Source organism: Caulobacter sp. UNC358MFTsu5.1, from assembly GCF_000712075.1.
Lineage (GTDB): Bacteria > Pseudomonadota > Alphaproteobacteria > Caulobacterales > Caulobacteraceae > Caulobacter.
This window is the reverse complement of the sequence record NZ_JONW01000013.1, coordinates 25600-44044: the sequence shown is the minus strand read 5'-3', so window position 1 is coordinate 44044 and position 18445 is coordinate 25600. Positions and strand designations below refer to the sequence as shown.

General features: G+C 70.1%; 11 protein-coding genes. 8 read left to right on the top strand and 3 right to left on the bottom strand.

The window, feature by feature from the left end; genetic code table 11:
* The first annotated feature begins 14 nt into the window (after positions 1-14).
* The 3 genes from cobT to BR39_RS0124305 are packed head-to-tail and all read left to right on the top strand — an operon-like array spanning position 15 to position 2343.
* Entirely contained in the window at positions 15-1061 is a 1047-nt protein-coding gene (cobT, locus tag BR39_RS0124315) for a nicotinate-nucleotide--dimethylbenzimidazole phosphoribosyltransferase (RefSeq protein WP_029917099.1), read from the top strand.
* The gene (gene cobS, locus BR39_RS0124310; protein WP_231499549.1) at positions 1061-1837 is read left to right on the top strand and encodes an adenosylcobinamide-GDP ribazoletransferase; all 777 of its coding nucleotides are present in this window, start codon (positions 1061-1063) and stop codon (positions 1835-1837) included. Before cobT ends, cobS begins: the two co-directional genes overlap by 1 nt.
* Entirely contained in the window at positions 1834-2343 is a 510-nt protein-coding gene (locus BR39_RS0124305) for a tyrosine phosphatase family protein (RefSeq protein ID WP_029917093.1), read from the top strand. The genes cobS and BR39_RS0124305 overlap by 4 nt, the downstream gene beginning before the upstream one ends.
* 63 nt (positions 2344-2406) lie before the next feature.
* Here the strand turns inward: BR39_RS0124305 and BR39_RS0124300 are convergent, their stop codons facing one another.
* Together BR39_RS0124300 and BR39_RS0124295 are read right to left on the bottom strand one after the other, a co-directional pair.
* On the bottom strand, positions 2407-4755 hold the full coding sequence (locus BR39_RS0124300; RefSeq protein WP_029917089.1) for a glucan 1,4-alpha-glucosidase: 2349 nt from the start codon (positions 4753-4755) through the stop codon (positions 2407-2409).
* Between the two features lie 40 nt (positions 4756-4795).
* Positions 4796-6349: an MFS transporter gene (locus BR39_RS0124295; RefSeq protein ID WP_051696085.1), complete on the bottom strand. Its 1554-nt coding sequence runs from the start codon at positions 6347-6349 to the stop codon at positions 4796-4798.
* Between the two features lie 298 nt (positions 6350-6647).
* Here BR39_RS0124295 and BR39_RS0124290 point away from each other — a divergent pair, with 298 nt between their 5' ends.
* Together BR39_RS0124290 and BR39_RS0124285 are read left to right on the top strand one after the other, a co-directional pair.
* A complete protein-coding gene (locus BR39_RS0124290; protein ID WP_231499553.1) occupies positions 6648-7721 on the top strand; it encodes a LacI family DNA-binding transcriptional regulator in 1074 nt (357 codons plus the stop codon).
* 139 nt (positions 7722-7860) lie between these two features.
* A complete protein-coding gene (locus tag BR39_RS0124285) occupies positions 7861-10389 on the top strand; it encodes a hypothetical protein (protein WP_156035882.1) in 2529 nt (842 codons plus the stop codon).
* Between the two features lie 213 nt (positions 10390-10602).
* On the opposite strand, the gene BR39_RS0124280 is transcribed toward BR39_RS0124285, so the two are convergent.
* On the bottom strand, positions 10603-12228 hold the full coding sequence (locus BR39_RS0124280) for an alpha-amylase family glycosyl hydrolase (protein WP_197026757.1): 1626 nt from the start codon (positions 12226-12228) through the stop codon (positions 10603-10605).
* A 492-nt stretch (positions 12229-12720) separates the two neighbouring features.
* On the opposite strand from BR39_RS0124280, the gene BR39_RS0124275 reads away from it, so the two are divergent.
* The 3 genes from BR39_RS0124275 to BR39_RS0124265 all read left to right on the top strand — a co-directional run bounded on the left by BR39_RS0124275 (position 12721) and on the right by BR39_RS0124265 (position 18341).
* Positions 12721-15483 (top strand): TonB-dependent receptor, encoded by a 2763-nt coding sequence (locus BR39_RS0124275; protein WP_029917080.1) that lies wholly within the window; start codon positions 12721-12723, stop codon positions 15481-15483.
* A 115-nt stretch (positions 15484-15598) separates the two neighbouring features.
* Positions 15599-17098, top strand: coding sequence for a tryptophan halogenase family protein (locus BR39_RS0124270; RefSeq protein WP_029917077.1), 1500 nt, complete (start codon positions 15599-15601; stop codon positions 17096-17098).
* A gap of 37 nt (positions 17099-17135) precedes the next feature.
* Positions 17136-18341 (top strand): winged helix-turn-helix domain-containing protein, encoded by a 1206-nt coding sequence (locus BR39_RS0124265; RefSeq protein WP_029917076.1) that lies wholly within the window; start codon positions 17136-17138, stop codon positions 18339-18341.
* Positions 18342-18445: the final 104 nt, after the last annotated feature.

Below are 18445 nucleotides of genomic sequence, written 5' to 3'. Positions count from 1 at the left end.
TCCAAGATCTCGTCATGACCACGCTTTCCGCCCTCACCGCCGCCATCACCCCGGTCGACGCCGCGCTGGAGCCCGCCCTGCGCGCCCTGCTGGACGGCAAGGCCAAGCCGCCCGGATCGCTGGGGCGGCTGGAGGACCTGGCCGTGCGGATCGGCCTGATCCAGAACCGGCTGGACCCCCGCATCGCGCGCACCGACCTCTACGTTTTCGCCGGCGACCATGGCCTGACCGCCGAGGGCGTCTCGGCCTATCCGTCCAGCGTCACGGCGGCCATGGTCGGGCTGTTCCTGTCCGGCCGGTCCAGCGTCGGCGCCCTGGCGCGGGCCACGGGCGTCGCGGTCCGGGTCGTGGACGCCGGGGTCGACGCCGACCTGCCCGACCATCCCGAGCTGATCGCCGCCAAGATCCGGCGCGGGACCCGCAACGCCGCCCGCGAGCCGGCCCTGACGCCGGACGAGGTGCTGGCCGCCATCGTCAAGGGCGCCGACATCGCCCGCTCGGCCGCCGCCGACGGCGCCGACGTCATCGCCCTGGGCGAGATGGGCATCGGCAACAGCTCGTCCGCCGCCCTGATCATGCACCGCCTGGCCAACGCGCCGCTCGAGGTCTGCGTCGGCCAGGGCACGGGCCACGACGCCGCCGGCCTGGCGCGCAAGCAGGCCGGCATCGCCCGCGCCGCCTGGCGCTCCGACGCGACCCAGCCGCTGGACGTGCTGGCGCAGTTCGGCGGCTGCGAGATCGCCATGATGGCCGGGGCCGTGCTGGGCGCGGCCTCGATGCGGCGCGCGGTCCTGGTCGACGGTTTCATCAGCACGGCCGCCGCCCTGGCCGCCATCCGCCTGGTCCCCGCGGCCCTGGACTACTGCGTCTTCGCCCACGGCTCGGCCGAGCGCGGCCATCCCCTGATGCTGCGGACCCTGGGCGTCCGCCCGCTGCTGGACCTGGACCTGCGGCTGGGCGAAGGCACCGGCGCGGCCCTGGCCGCCCCGCTGCTGGTCGCGGCCGCCAACCTGCTGACCGACGTCGCCGCCCTGGCCGACGTCTTGGCCGCTCCCGATTGATGGGCCGCCCCCGACTGATGCCGCGCCAGCTGAAGCTGTTCTTCTGCGCCCTGCAGTTCCTGACCCGGCTGCCGGCCCCGTCTTTCGCCGACTTCCAGCCGGACTGGATCACCCGCGCCGCCCGCTACTACCCGCTGGTCGGGCTGATCGTCGGCGCGATCAGCGCGGGGGTTCTGCTGGCGGCGGGACAGCTGTGGACCGGCCTCCTGCCCGCCCTGCTGGCCGTGGCGGCGGGGGTGCTGGTCACCGGCGGCTTCCACGAGGACGGCCTGGCCGACACCGCCGACGGCCTGGGCGGCGGCCAGACCCCGGCCCGCCGGCTGGAGATCATGAAGGACAGCCGGGTCGGGACCTATGGCGTCCTGGCCCTGGGCCTGACCCTGGCGATCAAGGTCGCCGCCCTGGCGACCCTGCCCCTGGCGACCGCCGCCCTGGCCTTGGTCGCCGCCCACGGCGCGGGCCGCGTGGCCGCCGTCGCGGTCATGGTGCTGGGCCGGCATGTCAGCGACCGCGACGACGCCAAGTACAAGCCCGCGCCCGACGGCGTGCGGCCGTTCGAACTGCTGGTCGCCGCCGTGCTTGGCCTGTGGCCCCTGGCGCTGCTGGGCTGGACGGGCCTTGCCGGGGCGGCCGTCGGGGCGGCCCTGGCGGCGGTGCTGGCCCTGACGGCCCGGCGGCTGATCGGCGGCCACACCGGCGACGTGCTGGGCGGGATCGAACAGGCCTGCGAGCTGGGCGTCGTGCTGGGCGTCTCGGCGATGGCGACGATCCGATGACCCTGCTGGTCTGCCCCCTCAGCCAGGTCGAGGCGGCGCGGGCCCTCCACCGGCCCTCGCATCTGGTGAGCCTGCTGTCGCCCACCGGCGAAGCCGTCTGGCCCGCCTCGGACCTCGGCGACGCCCACCTGCGCCTGGCCTTCCACGACATCCCTGAACCGCGCGAAGGCTACACCGCACCCGACGCGGCCCTGGTCGCGCGGCTGCTGGACTTCGCCGCCGGCTGGGACGCCGCGCGGCCGATGCTGGTCCACTGCTGGGCCGGGGTCAGCCGCTCGACGGCGGCCGCCTTCATCGTCGCCTGCCAACGCGGGCCGGAGCGCGCCGAGCGCGACATCGCCCAGGCCCTGCGCGCCGCCGCGCCCTACGCCACCCCGAACCCGCTGATGGTCAGCCTGGCCGACGCGGCGCTGGGTCGAGGCGGTCGCATGTCGGCCGCCGTCGCCGAGATCGGCCGCGGCGCCGACACCTTCGGGGGCGCGCTGTTCGAGCTGCCCTTAAGGTGAAGCTTCAAAAGCGACACTTTCGTCCGCGCCGGATTTCGCAGGCGCGGACGAAGCTTGGCCGTTCTACTTCGCGTAGCGCGCCGCCACCGGCTCGTAGCGATCCCACACCTGGCCGTCGCTGACCGAGCGCAGCAGCTTGACGTATTCGGCGTGCGACCAGGCCAGGGGCGTGGCCGAGTCCGTGCCCTCGCCGCGCGCATAGCCGTGCGGATTGGGGCCGATGCCGTCCCAGACCTGTTCGGGGATCAGCAGGCCGTCGTTGGCGAACAGCTCCATGGCCTTGACGTAGCGGTCACGGATCTTGCGGATCGTGGCGGCGTCGGGCTTGCCGTTCAGGCTGGCCAGGGCCAGCTCGTAGTGGCCGCGCTCGCCGGTGAAGATCGGCCAGACCCGGCCGCGCTGGCCGGGGCTCATCTTGCCGCCGACGCCGTAGTTGGCGCCCGTCTGGGCGTCCTCGCCGTAGCCGTCGACGTCGTAGCGCCGCCAGCCCGGGAACTCGCCCTCGACGCCGGGGAACGTGAAGTCGTAGCGCACGCGGTAGAGGTCGGCCCGGCTGGTGTCGTCCAGTTCCGGCAGGCTGCCGACGATCGCCTTATCGTCGGCCCGGCGCACGCCGTAGCGGACCAGCTCCAGGAAGCCGCCGTCGACCACCTGGTCCTTGGGCGGGGCGATCTGGCCGTTGGCGGCGCCGATCGGGGCGTGGTCGTTGGGGTCCTCGTTCTGGTTCAGGCGGACATAGTAGGTCCCGTCGCCGAACGGCCCCTTGGTGGTGACCATCAGGGCCTCGACCTTGGCAGAATAGGCGTCGGCCGTGGCCCGGTAGCGGGCCGCTCCGGTCGCATCGCCCGCCTGCTCGGCGATGTCGCCCGCCGTGACCAGGCCGGCGATGGTCGCCGCCGTGGTCGAGGGCGAGTAGCCGCCCTGCTCTTCCCAGCGCTCCTGCTGGGTGAACGGCGGCGTGATCGTCTCGTGGTTCCAGCCGATCCCCACCTTGCCGCCGTCGACCAGGAAGTCGGCCGCCGGCTTGATCATCTTGCCGTAGTAGGCCTTCAGGTCGGCTTCCGAGAGCCAGCCCAGCTTCCACAGCTTCCAGCCCAGCATGATCGGCATGGCCGTCTGGTCCAGCTGGACGCCGACCCATTCGGTGGTGCCGTCCACCCAGGTCTTCTGCAGGAACCAGCCGCCGACGCCGGTATTGCCCTTGGTGCCGGCCTTGACCTGCACCTGCGGCAGGTAGTGGAAGGCCGCCAGCGGGGTCTGCTTGTCGCCCAGGGCCGCCAGGGCCATGGCGCACTGGTAGAAGTCGCGCGGCCAGACGGCCTTGTAGCCCGTCGAGGGCTTGGAGGCGTCGACCGTGTCGCCCCACGGGTTGGACAGCGAGGCGATCAGGGCGCCGGCATAGGTGCGGTCCTCCTGCACCTTCAGCATCAGGGCGCTGGCCTGGACCAGCTTGCCGCCGTCCTCCGATGCCTCGCGCAGGCGCGGCAGCTCGGTCAGCGAAGCCAGATAGTCCTCCCAGCCGACGCGGTCGCCCTCGCCGTTGTAGCGGGCCAGGACCTCGTCATAGCCGGTCTTGAGCGTGGCCGAGGCGGCCTGGTCGGCGGCGGCGGCGTTGGGGCCGAAACCGATGGCGTAGTCCACCGTCACTTCACCGTCCTTGATCTCGGCGACGCGACCCGTGAGCATGATCGCGCCACGGACATTCCCGGTGTCAGCATGGAGGTCGTTCAACTGGCCGTCGGCGGCCAGGTCCGTGAGCCCGTCCGTCTTGCCCAGGAAGCCCGCGCTGGCCGCGCTGAACGGTTGCGACCCCTTCAGGGCCAGGAACACGTCCTTCTCATTCGCGGTCAGGGCTGTGTTGCTGGCCGTCCCGGCGTCGTCGCCGCCGGTATTGGCCATATGCGGCTCGAGCAGCAGATAGGGCGTGATCGGTCCCTTCAGGGCCCGGAAGGTGACGCGAACGAACAGCGACTGGCGATCGGGATCCGTGAAGATCCGCTTCTCGATCTCGAACGCGCCGCCCTTGTGCGTCGTGGTGACCTTGTAGGCCGGCGATAGAGGACGTCCCGCCGCATCGACGTGGAGATACTCGGTCTTCGTCGTGGTGTCCGGTCCCTCGATCGCGATCCCGCGCGAGAACCGCACGGCAAAGCGCAGCTGCTTGATCTGGGCCTCGTGGATCAGGCCGTACATGGTCTCGGTCAGGGTCCCGTCGGCGATCGAGAACCACACCTTCGACACCGCGCCCGTCGGGCCGCCGTCCTTGTAGGCGCCGTCGACATAGGCCTCGTAGGACGCCCCGACGCCGGTCTTGGCGGCATAGGCCCAGGTGGTCGGGGTCTGGGCGTGAGCGGCGGCGCCCAGGGCGACGGCGGCCGTTGAAGCGAGCGCGAGCATCTTCAGGCAACGCATGGAACTACCTCGTGAAATGACGGCGTCGATGAGACGCGATTCAAGCTTTTGACAGGACTTCGGGCGCCGGGACGGCGGCCGGCGCGGCCTTGGGCTCGCCCACGTCGCGGACCAGGAACACGCAGGCGGCGGCGGCCAGCATCCCGCCCGCGCCCAGGACCAGGGCCCAGATCGCCTCGCCGCCGAAGAACGCCCTCAGCAGCAGGCCCAGGATGGTCGCGGCCAGCAGCTGCGGGATGACGATGAAGAAATTGAAGATGCCCATGTAGACGCCCATCTTCCGTGCCGGCAGGGCGCCCGACAGGATCGAGTACGGGGCCGACAGGATCGACGACCAGGCGAAGCCCACGCCGATCATCGGCAGCCACAGCAGGCCGGGGTCGCGGATCAGCGGGAAGGCCGCCAGGCCCAGGCCGCCCAGGCCCAGGCACAGGGCGTGGCTGGCCTTGCGGCCGACGGCGCGGGCGATCGTCGGGATCACCAGGGCCGCCAGGGCCGCCACGCCGTTGTAGATGGCGAACAGCACCCCCACCCAGTCGGCGCCGTCGTTATAGGCCCGCGAGGCGGTGTCGGCGGCGTGGTAGTGGAAGGCGGCGACGGCCGGGGTCGTGTAGATCCACATGGCGAACAGGCCGAACCACGAGAAGAACTGGACCACCGCCAGCTGCTTCATGGTGGCGGGCATGCGGAACAGGTCCTCGACCACTTCCGAGAAGCCGTTGGCGGTCCGTCCGCCCCGCCGCAGCAGGCCGGCGACCAGCTGCGCCGCGCCGAACAGGCCGACCATGCCGGCCAGGACATAGACCTCCTTCTCCAGCCGCGCCGCGAAGATCGCGGCGGCCAGCAGCAGGCCGGCCACGGTCCAGACCAGGCCGCCGACGATGTAGGCGCGGACCGTGCGGGTCGGGGCGTCGGCTTCCGCCGCGGCCTTGCGCGCGGGGTCGGACGCCTCGAAGGCGGCCAGCTGGTCGGGGCTGTATTCGCGGGTGGTGAACACCGTCCACAGCACGGCCAGCAGCAGGCCCGCCGCGCCGGCGTAGAAGGCGATGTGCACCGACGGCGGCACGCCGCCGCCCTCGGCCACGTTGCTGACCGAGAACCAGTGGGTCAGCATCCACGGCAGGGCCGAGGCCAGAACCGCCCCGACGCCGATGAAGAAGCTCTGCATGGCGTAGCCCGAGGCGCGCTGCTCGTCGGGCAGGTTGTCGCCGACGAAGGCCCGGAACGGCTCCATGGTGATGTTTATCGAGGCGTCCATCACCCACAGGGCGGCCGCGGCGATCCACAGGACCGGGGCGTTGGGCATGACCACCAGGGCGGCGCTGGTCAGGATCGCGCCCCACAGGAAGTACGGGCGGCGGCGGCCCAGGCGGCCCCAGGTCTTGTCGCTGAGATAGCCGATGATCGGCTGCACCAGCAGGCCGGTGGCCGGGGCGGCGATCCACAGGATCGCCAGGTGGTTCACCTCGACGCCGAGGCTCTGGAAGATTCGCGAGGTGTTGGCGTTCTGCAGCCCGAAACCGATCTGGATCCCGAAGAACCCGAAGCACATGTTCCAGATCTGGAAGACATTCAGTCGAGCCTTGGTCGCCATCGCTCCCCTTCCCCGCCCCGTTGACCGGAACTTTGCGCAAATTTTTTCAGCGCTTTGTGAGGCGGCATTTGTGCATGCGCCGTTCCGGCTGGCAACGGAATTTTCCAAATTTTCCGGGCTTGAAGTGCGGATACATGAGGAATTCCACGGAACCCTCGGGGCTCGGAGCCCATCCCGCAGCCAAGGAAGATGGCAGAAGATTGCATAAATTTTCAATATCGCGCGACGGAACGCGGCCGCGCCTCACCCATGGCGCTTGAAAAGCATGTCCACGGCGCCTTAACAAAGGTCTGAAAAGATTTGCGGCAAATTTTGCAGCGCATCTCGACACAGAGATTCGACGGGACGGGGCGGGACAGTGACCAAGGGTGCGACGCGGCTTGAAGACCTGGCCAGGCTGGCCGGCGTATCGATCTCCACCGCCTCGCGGGCGCTGAACGACAGCCCGGCCGTCAACACGCGCACCAAGCAGCTGATCTGGAAGCTGGCGCGCGAGATGGACTATCCGTTCCGCCGCTACATGCCCGCCGGCCCGATCGGCGCGGAAGGCACGATCGCCATCGTCGTCCCCCGCCCCCAGGGCCGCGAGGGCCGACTGTCGGACCCGTTCTTCCTGGAGCTGCTGGCCGGGGTCGGCGAGGCGGCGCGCGAACGCGGCTGCGACCTGGTCATCAGCCACGTGGCGCCGACCAGTTTCGAGGACCTGTCGGTGGCCATGACCACCAGCCGCGCCGACGGCGTGATCTTCCTGGGCCAGAGCTGGCTGCACACCGCCTTCAACCGCCTGGCCGAGACGGAAGGCCGCTTCGTGGTCTGGGGCGCTCAGCTTCCGGACCAGGCCTATTGCTCGGTGGGGTCGGACAACCCGCTGGGCGCCAAGCGCGCGACGCTGCACCTGGCCCGGCTGGGCCGCAAGCGCATCGTCTTCCTGGGCGACACCGAGGCCCCCGAGGCCATGCAGCGCCATCGCGGCTATCTGGACGCCGTCGAGCAGTTCGGCCTGGGCGTCGATCCGGAGCTGATCGTGCCGGCCCATTTCGAGGTCGAGTCCGCCGAGGCCAGCGTCGACTCCCTGATCCAACGCGGCGTGAAGTTCGACGGCGTGGTCGCCGCCTCGGACCTGATCGCCCTGGGGGCCATCCGCGCCCTGCAGCACGCGGGGATGTCGATCCCCGGCGACGTCTCGGTGATCGGCTATGACGACGTGCCCTTCGCCCGCTATTCGCGCCCGGCGCTCAGCACCATCTCGCAGGACACCGCCAAGGCGGGCCGGCTGATGGTGTCCAAGCTGCTGGACGCCAGCGGCCAGGGCGCCAGCCGCTCGGAGCGGGTGCCCACGGACCTGATCATCCGCGAATCCTGCGGCGGCTGATCGCCTGCCGGCTAGGCGATTTGCGGGGTCGGCCCTGAGGCGATGACCCTATGGAGCCCCTCCGCTCGCGAGGGAAAATGCCCGCTCACCCGGCGATCGCGCCTTCCTGGCCGGTCCGGAAACCCCGAGCGAGGCGGCCGTGAAGACCTTATTGGCGATGGGCCTGGCGCTGTCGATCACGGCGCCGGTCAGTGTGGCCGGGCTGTCCGGCGGCGCATGGTCCCCGGACGCGGCGACGGCGGCCGAGCCGGCCGCGACCACCGCCGCCAAGACCATCGACGCCCGCCCCTGGCCCCGGTCGTACCAGGTCGACGGCGTGTCGTTCTCGCTCTACCGCCCCGAGGTCGACTCCTGGGAGGGCGAGACCCTGAAGGCCCGGGCCGTCATGGCGGTGAAGACCGGCGAGACCAAGGACGCGTCGGGCAAGGCGGTCGCCCAGCAGGACTACGGGGTCATCTGGCTGACCGCCCGCACCGAGACCGACAAGGAAGCCCGCGAGGTGGTGCTGGACCGGCTGACCATCGACCGCGCCAGCTTCCCGGCGGCCAAGGACCAGGAGACGCGCTACCTGGCCCTGGCCCGCAAGGTCGCGCCGACCACCAGCCTGGTGGCCAGCCTGAACCAGCTGGAAGCCTCGCTGGCCCTCACGGAGGCGGGCCGATCGCCCGAGGTCTCGCAGCCGGTCGACAACGCCCCGCCCGAGATCCTGTTCGCCTTCACCCCGACCCTGCTGGTGCTGATCGACGGCCAGCCGGTGCTCAAGCCCTCGGGCGTGGCCGGCGTCGAGCGGGTGATCAACACCCGCGCCGTGCTGCTGAAGAGCCAGGGCGCCTTCTACCTGACGCGCGACGGCAAGTGGGCGACGGCGACCGCGCTGGACGGGCCGTGGACCCTCGCCGCCAAGCCGCCGGCGGCCGTGACCCAGGCGGCCGCCAAGCTTGGGCCGGCCAAGCCGCCCCCGGGCCAGGCCGACCGTCAGGTCGACCCGGCCGCCGCCCAGCCCAAGGCCACGATCCTGGTCCGCACCCATCCCGCCGAACTGATCAGCGTCGAGGGCGATCCCGCCTTCGTGCCGATCCCCGGCACGTCCCTGAAGTTCGTGTCCAACACCCCCGCCGACGTGCTGATCGACGGCGCGGGCGGCTGGTACGTGCTGATCGCCGGGCGCTGGTTCACGGCCGCCTCGTCCAAGGGACCCTGGCGCTGGGTCGATCCCAAGACCCTGCCCGCCGACTTCGCCAAGATCCCCGGCGACGGCCCCAAGGGCGCGGTCCTGGCCTCGATCCCCGGCACGCCCGAAGCCCGGGAGTCGCTGGTGGCCAACGCCGTCCCGCAGACGGCTACTGTCAACCGCAACGAGGCCCGCTTCGACGCCCTCTACGACGGCGAGCCGAAGTTCAAGCCGATCCAGGGCACGGGGCTGAGCTACGCGGTCAATTCCCACGCCCCGGTGATCAACGCCGGCGCGTCCGGCTACTACGCCCTGGAGAACGGGGTCTGGTTCAGCGCCGCCGCGCCGAGGGGACCGTGGGCCGCCGCCACCCAGGTGCCGCCCGAGATCTACAAGATTCCCAGCGCCTCGCCCCTGCACTACGTGACCTATGTCACGATCTACGGGACCAACGGCGACGAGATCTATGTCGGCTACACCCCCGGCTACTACGGCACCGTCGTCAGCGACGGGGTCGTGGTCTACGGCTCGGGCTATCCCTGCGACAGCTGGGTCGGGACCGAGTGGTACGGCTGCCCCACGCCCTACGGCTATGGCGCCGCCTTCGGCTACGGGGCGGCCATGGGCTGGGCGCTGGCGTTCGGATGGGGCTGGTACGATCCCTGGTACGATCCGTGGTGGGGCCCCTGGTATCCCTACTATCCGGGCTACTATCCCATCGGCGGCGTCGTGGCCGGCAATGTCTACGGCCGCTGGGGGAACAGCGTGGTGGCCGGCACGGGCGCGGCCTGGGCCAATCCCTGGACGGGCAACTACGGCCGGGCCGGCCAGGGCGGCTACTACAACACCCGCACGGGCGGACGGGGCTACGGCTATGCCGGTCGCAACACCAACATCTATACCGGGACCTCGACCGCGGCGGCCGGCGGGGTGCGCTACAATCCCCAGACCGGGCGGGTCGTGGCGGGCCAGGGCGGCTCGATCTCGAACATCTATACCGGCGAAGGCGTGGCGGGCGGCTCGCGCACCGTGGTCAACACCGAGACCGGCCGCGTGACCAACCAGGCCGGCGCGGCCGGACGCGGCCAGGAGGGCGCGGGCGCGATCGGCGGGTTCAACACCCAGGGCCCGGGCGGCGGCGAGGCGAAGGGCGCGGGCTACATCCACTACGACCGCGACACCGGCGACATCTCCAAGGGCGGCGTCGTCGACATCAACGGCAACATCTACGCCGGCAAGGACGGCAATGTGTACAAGCACGGCGAGGACGGCTGGGAACAGGCCGGGGCCGGCGGCAAGTTCTCGAAGACCGACCGGCCCGACCCGTCGCTGGACCGCGAGCGGGTCAGCCGCGACCGCGGCTTCGAACGCGACCGCAGCGGCGGCGGCGGCTTCGAACGCTCGGCCGCCAGCCGCCCCTCGTTCGACCGGGGAGCCTATGGCGGCGGCTTCGGCGGCCACATGGGCGGGATGCGCGGCGGCGGACGCCGGCGCTAGGCTTCGCTCTCGACCTGCGGCGCGGATATTCTGGCGAGATCAGAACCCAAACCGTTGTCTTCCCGGAAGCCTCGCAGAGGCTGTCCGGGCCCAGGGGACTGGGCAGATGCTTTGCGGTACACCTGGGTCCCGGGTCTACGGCCCGCTACGCGGTCCTCCGCCCGGGATGACAACTGAAGTTCACAGCTTCAATCGGATAGAGACACCAGGGTCCTAAGCTCTGGTCGCCACCAGCCCCGCCATGGGCGGCAGCACGCCCTCCCCGGCCAGGTTGACGCTGTCGACGATCGCCCAGCCGGCCGGCAGGTCCCAGGCCGCGGCCTCGAAGCCCAGGTTGAAGGCGCACAGCACCTGGTCCGCGCCCTCGCCCCGCAGGAACACCAGCAGCGGCTCGGGCGCCTCGACCAGGGTCATGCCGCCCGTCCGCAAGGCCGGCAGCCGGCGGCGCAGCGCGACCACGCGGCGGGTCAGGTTCAGGGTGGAGTCGCCGTCGCGCTCCTGGCGGTCGACGGCCAGGTCGATGTGCGACGGATCGATCGGCAGCCAGGGCTCGACCTTGGAGAAGCCCGTGTGGGCGGCCACGGCCACCCAGGGCATCGGCGTGCGGGCGCCGTCGCGCCCCAGGGTCTCGGGCCAGTTGGCGATCGCCTCGGGGTCCTGCAGGCGGTCGTAGGGCACCTCGGCCTGGGGCAGGCCCAGCTCCTCGCCCTGGTAGATGAAGACGTTGCCGCGCAGGCAGACCAGCAGCAGCAGCGACATGTCGGCGAAGGCCTTGGGATCGCGGCCCCGGGCCCAGCGCGACACCGCGCGCGGCGCGTCGTGGTTCGAGAAGGTCCAGGACGGCCAGCCCTGGCCTTCCTCGCCCGACCACATGGCGGTCCCCTGCCGGATCAGGTCGGCGGCCAGGGTGTCGGCGTAGAGGTAGAGGAAGCCGTAGGCGCTGTGCAGGCGATCGGGGCCCTGGGTGTACAGCTTCATCTCGCTGTCGGCGCGCTCGCCCCCGACCTCGGCCACCATGAAGCGGCCGCCGTATGACTCGCCCAGCAGGCGCAGCCGGGTCAGGAAGGCGGGGATGTCGTCGTGCGACTGATTGTGGAAATGGTGCTGGAAGTCGAACGGCCGGGTGCGCTTGCCCTCGCCGCTCAGGATCGGCGGATTGTCGGTCAGGGCCTGGTCGTGCATCGCGAAATTGATCGCGTCGAAACGGAAGCCGTCGACGCCGCGCTCCAGCCAGAACCGGGCCGTGGCGATCAGGGCGTCCTGCACCTGCGGGCTGTGGACGTTGAGGTCCGGCTGGGCCGACAGGAAGTTGTGCAGATAGTACTGGCGGCGGCGCGCGTCCCAGGTCCAGGACGGCCCGCCGAACACCGACTGCCAGTTGCTGGGCGGCGAGCCGTCGGGCTTGGCGTCGGCCCAGACGTACCAGTCGGCCTTGGGGTTGCTACGGTCCTGGCGGCTGGCCTTGAACCACGGGTGCTCGTCGGAAGTGTGCGAGAACACCTGGTCGATGATCACCTTCAGGCCCAGGGCGTGGGCCTTCTCGATCAGGCGGTCGAAGTCGGCCAGGGTCCCGAAGATCGGATCCACGTCCTCGTAGTTCGAGACGTCGTAGCCGAAGTCCTTCATCGGCGAGGTGAAGAACGGCGACAGCCAGACGGCGTCCACGCCCAGCGAGGCCACGTGCTCCAGGTGGGCCGTGACGCCCGGCAGGTCGCCCACCCCGTCGCCGTTCGAGTCTGCGAAGCTGCGCGGATAGATCTGGTAGATCACCGCGCCGCGCCACCAATCGTGGTCCTGGGCCAGGTCGACGGACGGCTTTGAAAGGGTCTCGACCGTCACTGGCCAACCTCCGGAACGCAAATCGTGTGAGCGGACGCATCGGCGAGACCGCCGCGATCATTGGTCGCGTCGTCGCCGAGCAGGCGGTCGGGCAAGACGAAACCGGCCGCACGGCGGGACGTCCCGACCCGCGCGACTCCGGCGGCCAAGACCTCGGGAGCGGCGAACGCGGCGTCCGGCGATCGACTCATCCCTGCCCCCGAAATGCCCACGCCCCTCGCCCTTCCCGCTTATCGAAGACCGGTCGATAGAACGCCGATCCATTGTTTGCAATCTTTTGCAGAAACCCCGCAAACCTGTCAATCGACCTTATCGCCCCGCGAAGCGCGCCAATTTCCCGACTTTCGGCGCCTCAGGTGGACCGAAAAGCCACAGATGACATTTTGTCCATTTTTCCAGTTGCAATCCGATGCGTTTATTTGCAGTAATTTTCACAACGAAGCTTGGATCACCGCGGCGCAACCGCGGGAGCCGATTGGGAGGGAGCCTCAAATGACGACCAATTCGATGCCGCGCCGAGCGCGGCTGATGAGCGGAGCGGCCACGGGCCTGGCCCTGCTCCTGACCACCGCCGGCGTCGCCCACGCTCAGGACGCGGCCGCGCCCAGCACCGACACCGTCGAGGAAATCACCGTCACCGGCATCCGCGCCGGCATCCAGAACTCGATCGCGCTGAAGAAGACCTCCAGCTCGATCGTCGAGGCCGTGTCGGCCGAGGACATCGGCAAGCTGCCCGACACCTCGATCGCCGAATCCCTGGCCCGCCTGCCCGGCCTGACCGCCCAGCGCCTGGACGGCCGCGCACAGTCGATCTCAGTCCGCGGCCTGGGTCCCGACTACAACACCGTGCTGTTGAACGGCCGCGAGCAGGTCTCGACCGGCGACAACCGCGGCGTCGAGTTCGACCAGTATCCGTCGGAAATCCTCAGCGGCGTGCTGGTCTACAAGACCCCCGACGCCGCCCTGATCGGCCAGGGCCTGGCCGGCACCGCCGACCTGCAGACCATCCGCCCGCTGAAGTACGGCAAGAAGGTCCTGTCGGCCAACGCCCGCTACGAGTTCAACGGCGAGAAGAAGCTGAACCCGGACGCCAAGGACACCGGCCACCGCCTCAGCGCCACCTGGGTCGACCAGTTCCTGGACGACACCCTGGGCGTGGCCGTCGCCGTGTCGGACATCTCGACCCCGACCCAGAGCCGCCGCTTCAACGCCTGGGGCTATCCCAACGTCTCGACCGGCGGCCCGCTGGTGATCGGCGGCGCCAAGCCGTACGTGCAGTCCAACAACCTCAAGCGCACCGGCGTCATCGGCGTGCTGGAATACGCCCCGACCGACAAGCTGCGCAGCTCGCTCGACCTCTACTATTCGAAGTTCCGCGAGAAGCAGATCCTGCGCGGCATCGAGCTGCCGCTGTTCTGGAGCTCGGCCACGCTGCAGCCCGGCTACACCGTCCAGGACGGCCTGATCACCCAGGGCACCTACACCGGCGTGAAGGGGGTCATGCGCAACGACCTCAACACCCGCCACACCGAGCTGAAGTCGGCCGGCTGGAATATCTCCTACGAGACCGACAACGGCTGGACCCTGGCCGCCGACCTCAGCTACTCGGCCGCCGACCGCACCGACGTGATCTTCGAGTCCTATTCGGGCACGGGTCCGGCCGGCGTCGGCGCCACCGACACCCTGACCTTCAACACCACGCCGGGCGCCGGCACCACCTTCGGCTCGAGCCTGGACTACACGAACTCGACCCTGTTCGTGCTGACCGATCCCCAGGGCTGGGGCGCGGGCGCGGCCGGCGGGGCGCTGACCCAGGCGGGCTTCTACAACACGCCCGCGATCAAGGACGAGCTGGACGCGGTCCGCCTGATGGCCAAGCGCGACCTGGAGTGGGGCCCGATCAACAGGGTCGAGTTCGGCTACAACGCCAGCCGCCGCGAGAAGTCCAAGGAAGTGCACGAAAGCTTCCTGACCTTCGGCGGCCGCATCGCCGATGGCGCGCCGACCAGCCGCGCGATCCCCAAGGAAGCCCTGGTCGGCACCGTCAGCCTGGACCTGATCGGCATCAAGGCCATGCTGGCCTACGATCCGATGTACCTGCTCAAGAACAACTACTACACGCTGATCGCCGACCAGAACCCGGCCGTCCAGACGCGCAACTGGTCGGTCGAGGAGAAGGTCCAGATCGGCTACGTGAAGTTCGACATCGACAGCAAGGTCGGCTCGGTGCCGGTCACCGGCAACACCGGCCTGCAGGTGGTCTATACCGACCAGTTCTCCAAGGGCACGCGGATCAATCCGGCCGACACCGCCCACCCGACCAGCAACGACGGCGGCGACACCTACACCTACGTCCTGCCCAGCCTGAACCTGACGTTCGACCTCAGCAACGAGACGTTCCTGCGGTTCGGCGCGGCCCGCACCCTGGCCCGCGCCCGGATGGACGAGATGCGCGCCAGCCAGTCGTTCAACACGAACTTCAGCAACCTGACCTCGACGGATCCGTCCAACGCCTTCTTCAGCACCGAAGGCGGCAATCCCCTGCTGCGGCCCTACATCGCCGACGGCCTGGACCTGTCGCTCGAGAAGTATTTCGGCCGCTCGGCCTACCTCTCGGCCGCCGCCTACTACAAGAAGTTGTCGAACTTCGTGAACTCCAACTCCTCGCACCCCGAGGACTTCTCGGCCTTCGCGGCGCTGCTGCCGCCGGCGGTGCGGTCGCAACTGGGCACGACCCAAGGCGTGGCCAAGGGTCCGGAGAACGGCAAGGGCGGCTACATCCGCGGGATCGAGCTGTCGGCCTCGGTCACGGGCGACATCTTCTTCGAACCCCTGCGCGACTTCGGCCTGATCATCAGCGGCTCGTACACCGACAGCGAGGTCAAGCTGGACGACAACAGCGACCCGATCTCGATGCCGGGTCTGTCGAAGAAGGTGATCAACACCACCTTCTACTACGAGCACAACGGCTTCAACGCCCGGATCAGCAACCGCTATCGCAGCAAGTTCCTGGGCGAAGTGGCCGGCCTCAGCGCCGCGCGGATCTATCGGACCGTCGACACCGAGTCCGTGCTCGACGCCCAGATCGGCTACGAGTTCCGCCAGGGTCCGCTCGACGGCCTGTCCCTGCTGCTGCAGGCCAACAACATCACCGACGAGCCGTTCAAGACCTACGAGAACAACGATCCTCGCCGGACCATCGACTACCAGAAGTACGGCACCACCTACATGGTCGGTCTTTCGTACCGGTTCTAACGCGATCTCCCCTGCGACTCCCCGCCGGCGCCTGCACGCCGGCGGGGATTTTCTTTTGCGGGGAGAGGCATAGGGACTCGTCCGGAGAGGCGGGCCCGGAAGAGGGAAACCAGGGATGGGCGACGACAGGATCAAGTCCGTGGTCGTGGTCGGCGGCGGGACCGCCGGCTGGATGAGCGCGGCCGTGCTGGCCCGGGCCCTGGGCGACAGCGTCCGCATCCGCCTGGTGGAGTCCGAAGAGATCGGGACCGTCGGGGTCGGCGAGGCCACGATCCCCCAGATCCGCAACATCAACGCCTTCCTGGGCCTGGACGAGAACGCCTTCCTCGCCGCCACCCAGGGCACGATCAAGCTGGGCATCGAGTTCGTCGACTGGCGCGCGCCCGGCCACGCCTACCTCCACGCCTTCGGCGAGATCGGCCGCCCGCTGGGCGCCGTCCCCTTCCACCACTACTGGCTGGCGGGCCGTCCGAAGGGCGACGACCGGTCGCTGTGGGACTATTCGCTGAACGCCCGGGCGGCCTTCGCCGGGCGCTTCGACCGGGCCGTCCGCCGGCCCGGCGGCGCGGTCGAGCCGCTGACCTACGCCTTCCAGTTCGACGCCATCCTCTACGCCCGCCACCTGCGCGCCCACGCCGAGCGCCTGGGCGTGGTCCGAACCGAGGGCAAGATCGTCGACACGTCCCTGCGCGAGCCTGACGGCTTCGTCCGTTCGGTGACGCTGGAGAGCGGCGAGGTGGTCGAGGGCGACTTCTTCGTCGACTGCTCGGGCTTCCGCGGCCTGCTGATCGAGCAGGCCCTGGGGACCGGCTACGAGGATTGGTCGGGCCTGCTGCCCTGCGACCGCGCCGTCGCCGTGCCCACGGCCAACGCCGGCCCGCCCCGTCCCTACACCCAGGCCATCGCCCGGCCCGCCGGCTGGCAGTGGCGCATCCCGCTGCAGCACCGCACCGGCAACGGCCACGTGTTCTGCAGCCGCTTCGTCAGCGAGGACCAGGCCGTCGCCCAGCTGATGGCCAATCTCGAAGGCGAGCCCCTGGCCGAACCCCGGACGCTGAAGTTCCTGACCGGCCACCGCAAGCGGTTCTGGAACCGCAACGTCCTGGCCCTGGGCCTGGCCAGCGGCTTCATGGAGCCGCTGGAGTCGACCAGCATCCACCTGGTGCAGTCCGGGCTGTCGCGCCTGCTGAACCTGTTCCCGGACAAGGGCTTCGCCCAGCGCGACATCGACGAGTACAACCGCCAGACCGGCCTGGAATACGAGCGCATCCGCGACTTCCTGGTGCTGCACTACTGGGCCAACCAGCGCCAGGAGCCGTTCTGGCAAGCTTGTCGCGAGATGGCCGTCCCCGCTGAACTGACCCGCAAGGTCGAGCTCTTCCGCACCCACGGCCGGCTGTTCCGCGAGCCCGACGACCTGTTCCTGGAGGCCAGCTGGCTGCAGGTGCTGATCGGCCAGGGCGTGATCCCAGAAGCCCATCACCCCATGGCGGACCAGCTCACCGACGACCAGCTTCAGGGCTTCCTGGCCGACCTGCGCAAGATCACCGCCGACGGAGCGGCCGCCCTGCCCGCCCATGGTGACTTCCTTCGTCAGCAGTGCGCGGCCCGGTAGCTTGTCACCGGCCGCCCGGCCATGCTCACTCGGGGGCATGGTCGAGACCCTGTCGCACAAGCAAGCCCGCCGCATCGCCCTGGCCGCCCAGGGGTTCGCCGACAAGCGCCCCGCCGCCCCGACCCGACGGCATCTGATCACCACGATCCAGCGGCTGGCCCTGCTGCAGATCGACAGCGTCAACGTCGTCTCGCGCTCGCACTACCTGCCGCTGTTCTCGCGCCTGGGCGCCTATCCGCGCCCGCTGCTGGAGGACCTGGCCTGGGGCCGCAAGCCGGCGCTGTTCGAATACTGGGGCCACGAGGCCTCGCTGATGCCGCTGGACCTGCAGCCCCTGCTGCGCTGGCGCATGGAGGACGCGCGCCAGGGCGTCGGGGTCTGGGGCAATGTCGCCAAGTTCCTGGCGAGCCACCGGCCGTTCATCGACAAGGCCCTGGCGGCCATCCACGAGCGCGGCCCGCTGTCGGCCGGCGAGCTGGGCCTGGGCGAGCGCGGCCAGGCCGGCTGGTGGGGCTGGAGCGAGGCCAAGCGGGCCACCGAATGCCTGTTCTGGGCCGGCGAGCTGACCACCGCCACGCGGCGCGGGACCTTCGAGCGGGTCTATGGCCTGCCCGAGGAAGTCCTGCCCAAGGCGATCTGGTCGGCGCCGACCCCGTCCCGCGCCGAGGCCCACCGCGTCCTGCTGCGCCGGGCCGCCCGCGCCATGGGCGTGGCCACCGAACGCGACCTGCGCGACTATTTCCGCATGGGCCTGGCCGACGCCCGGCGCGGCGTGGCCGAACTGGTCGAGGCCGGCGACCTGGTCCCGGTCGAGGTCCGGGGCTGGGACCAGCCGGCCTATCTGGCGCCCGACGCCAAGCGGCCGCGCGGCGTGAAGGCCAGCGCCCTGCTCTCGCCGTTCGACAACCTGATCTGGTTCCGCGAGCGGGCCGAGCGCCTGTTCGACGTCCGCATCCGGCTGGAGATCTACACCCCGGCACACAAGCGCACCCACGGCTACTACGTGCTGCCGTTCCTGCAGGGCGAGGCGATCACGGCGCGGGTCGATCTGAAGGCCGACCGCAAGGCGGGCCTGCTGCGGGTGCTGTCGGCCCATCGCGAACCGGAGGCGAACGCCGAGACCGTCGCCCTCCTGGCGACCGAGCTGCGGCTCATGGCCGCGTGGCTGGGCCTTGCCGGCGTTGCGGTTGCGCCCAGCGGCGACCTGAGCGCGGCCCTGGCGGCGGACGTCGCCGGACATTGACTTTGGCTGGCCAAAGCCTATTTATCCCCAGCTTCGGAGCAGGCTTGGCGAATCCGCGCCACCCGTTCGCCCAAACACGGGTGGCTCCGGACTTCAGACCAGCG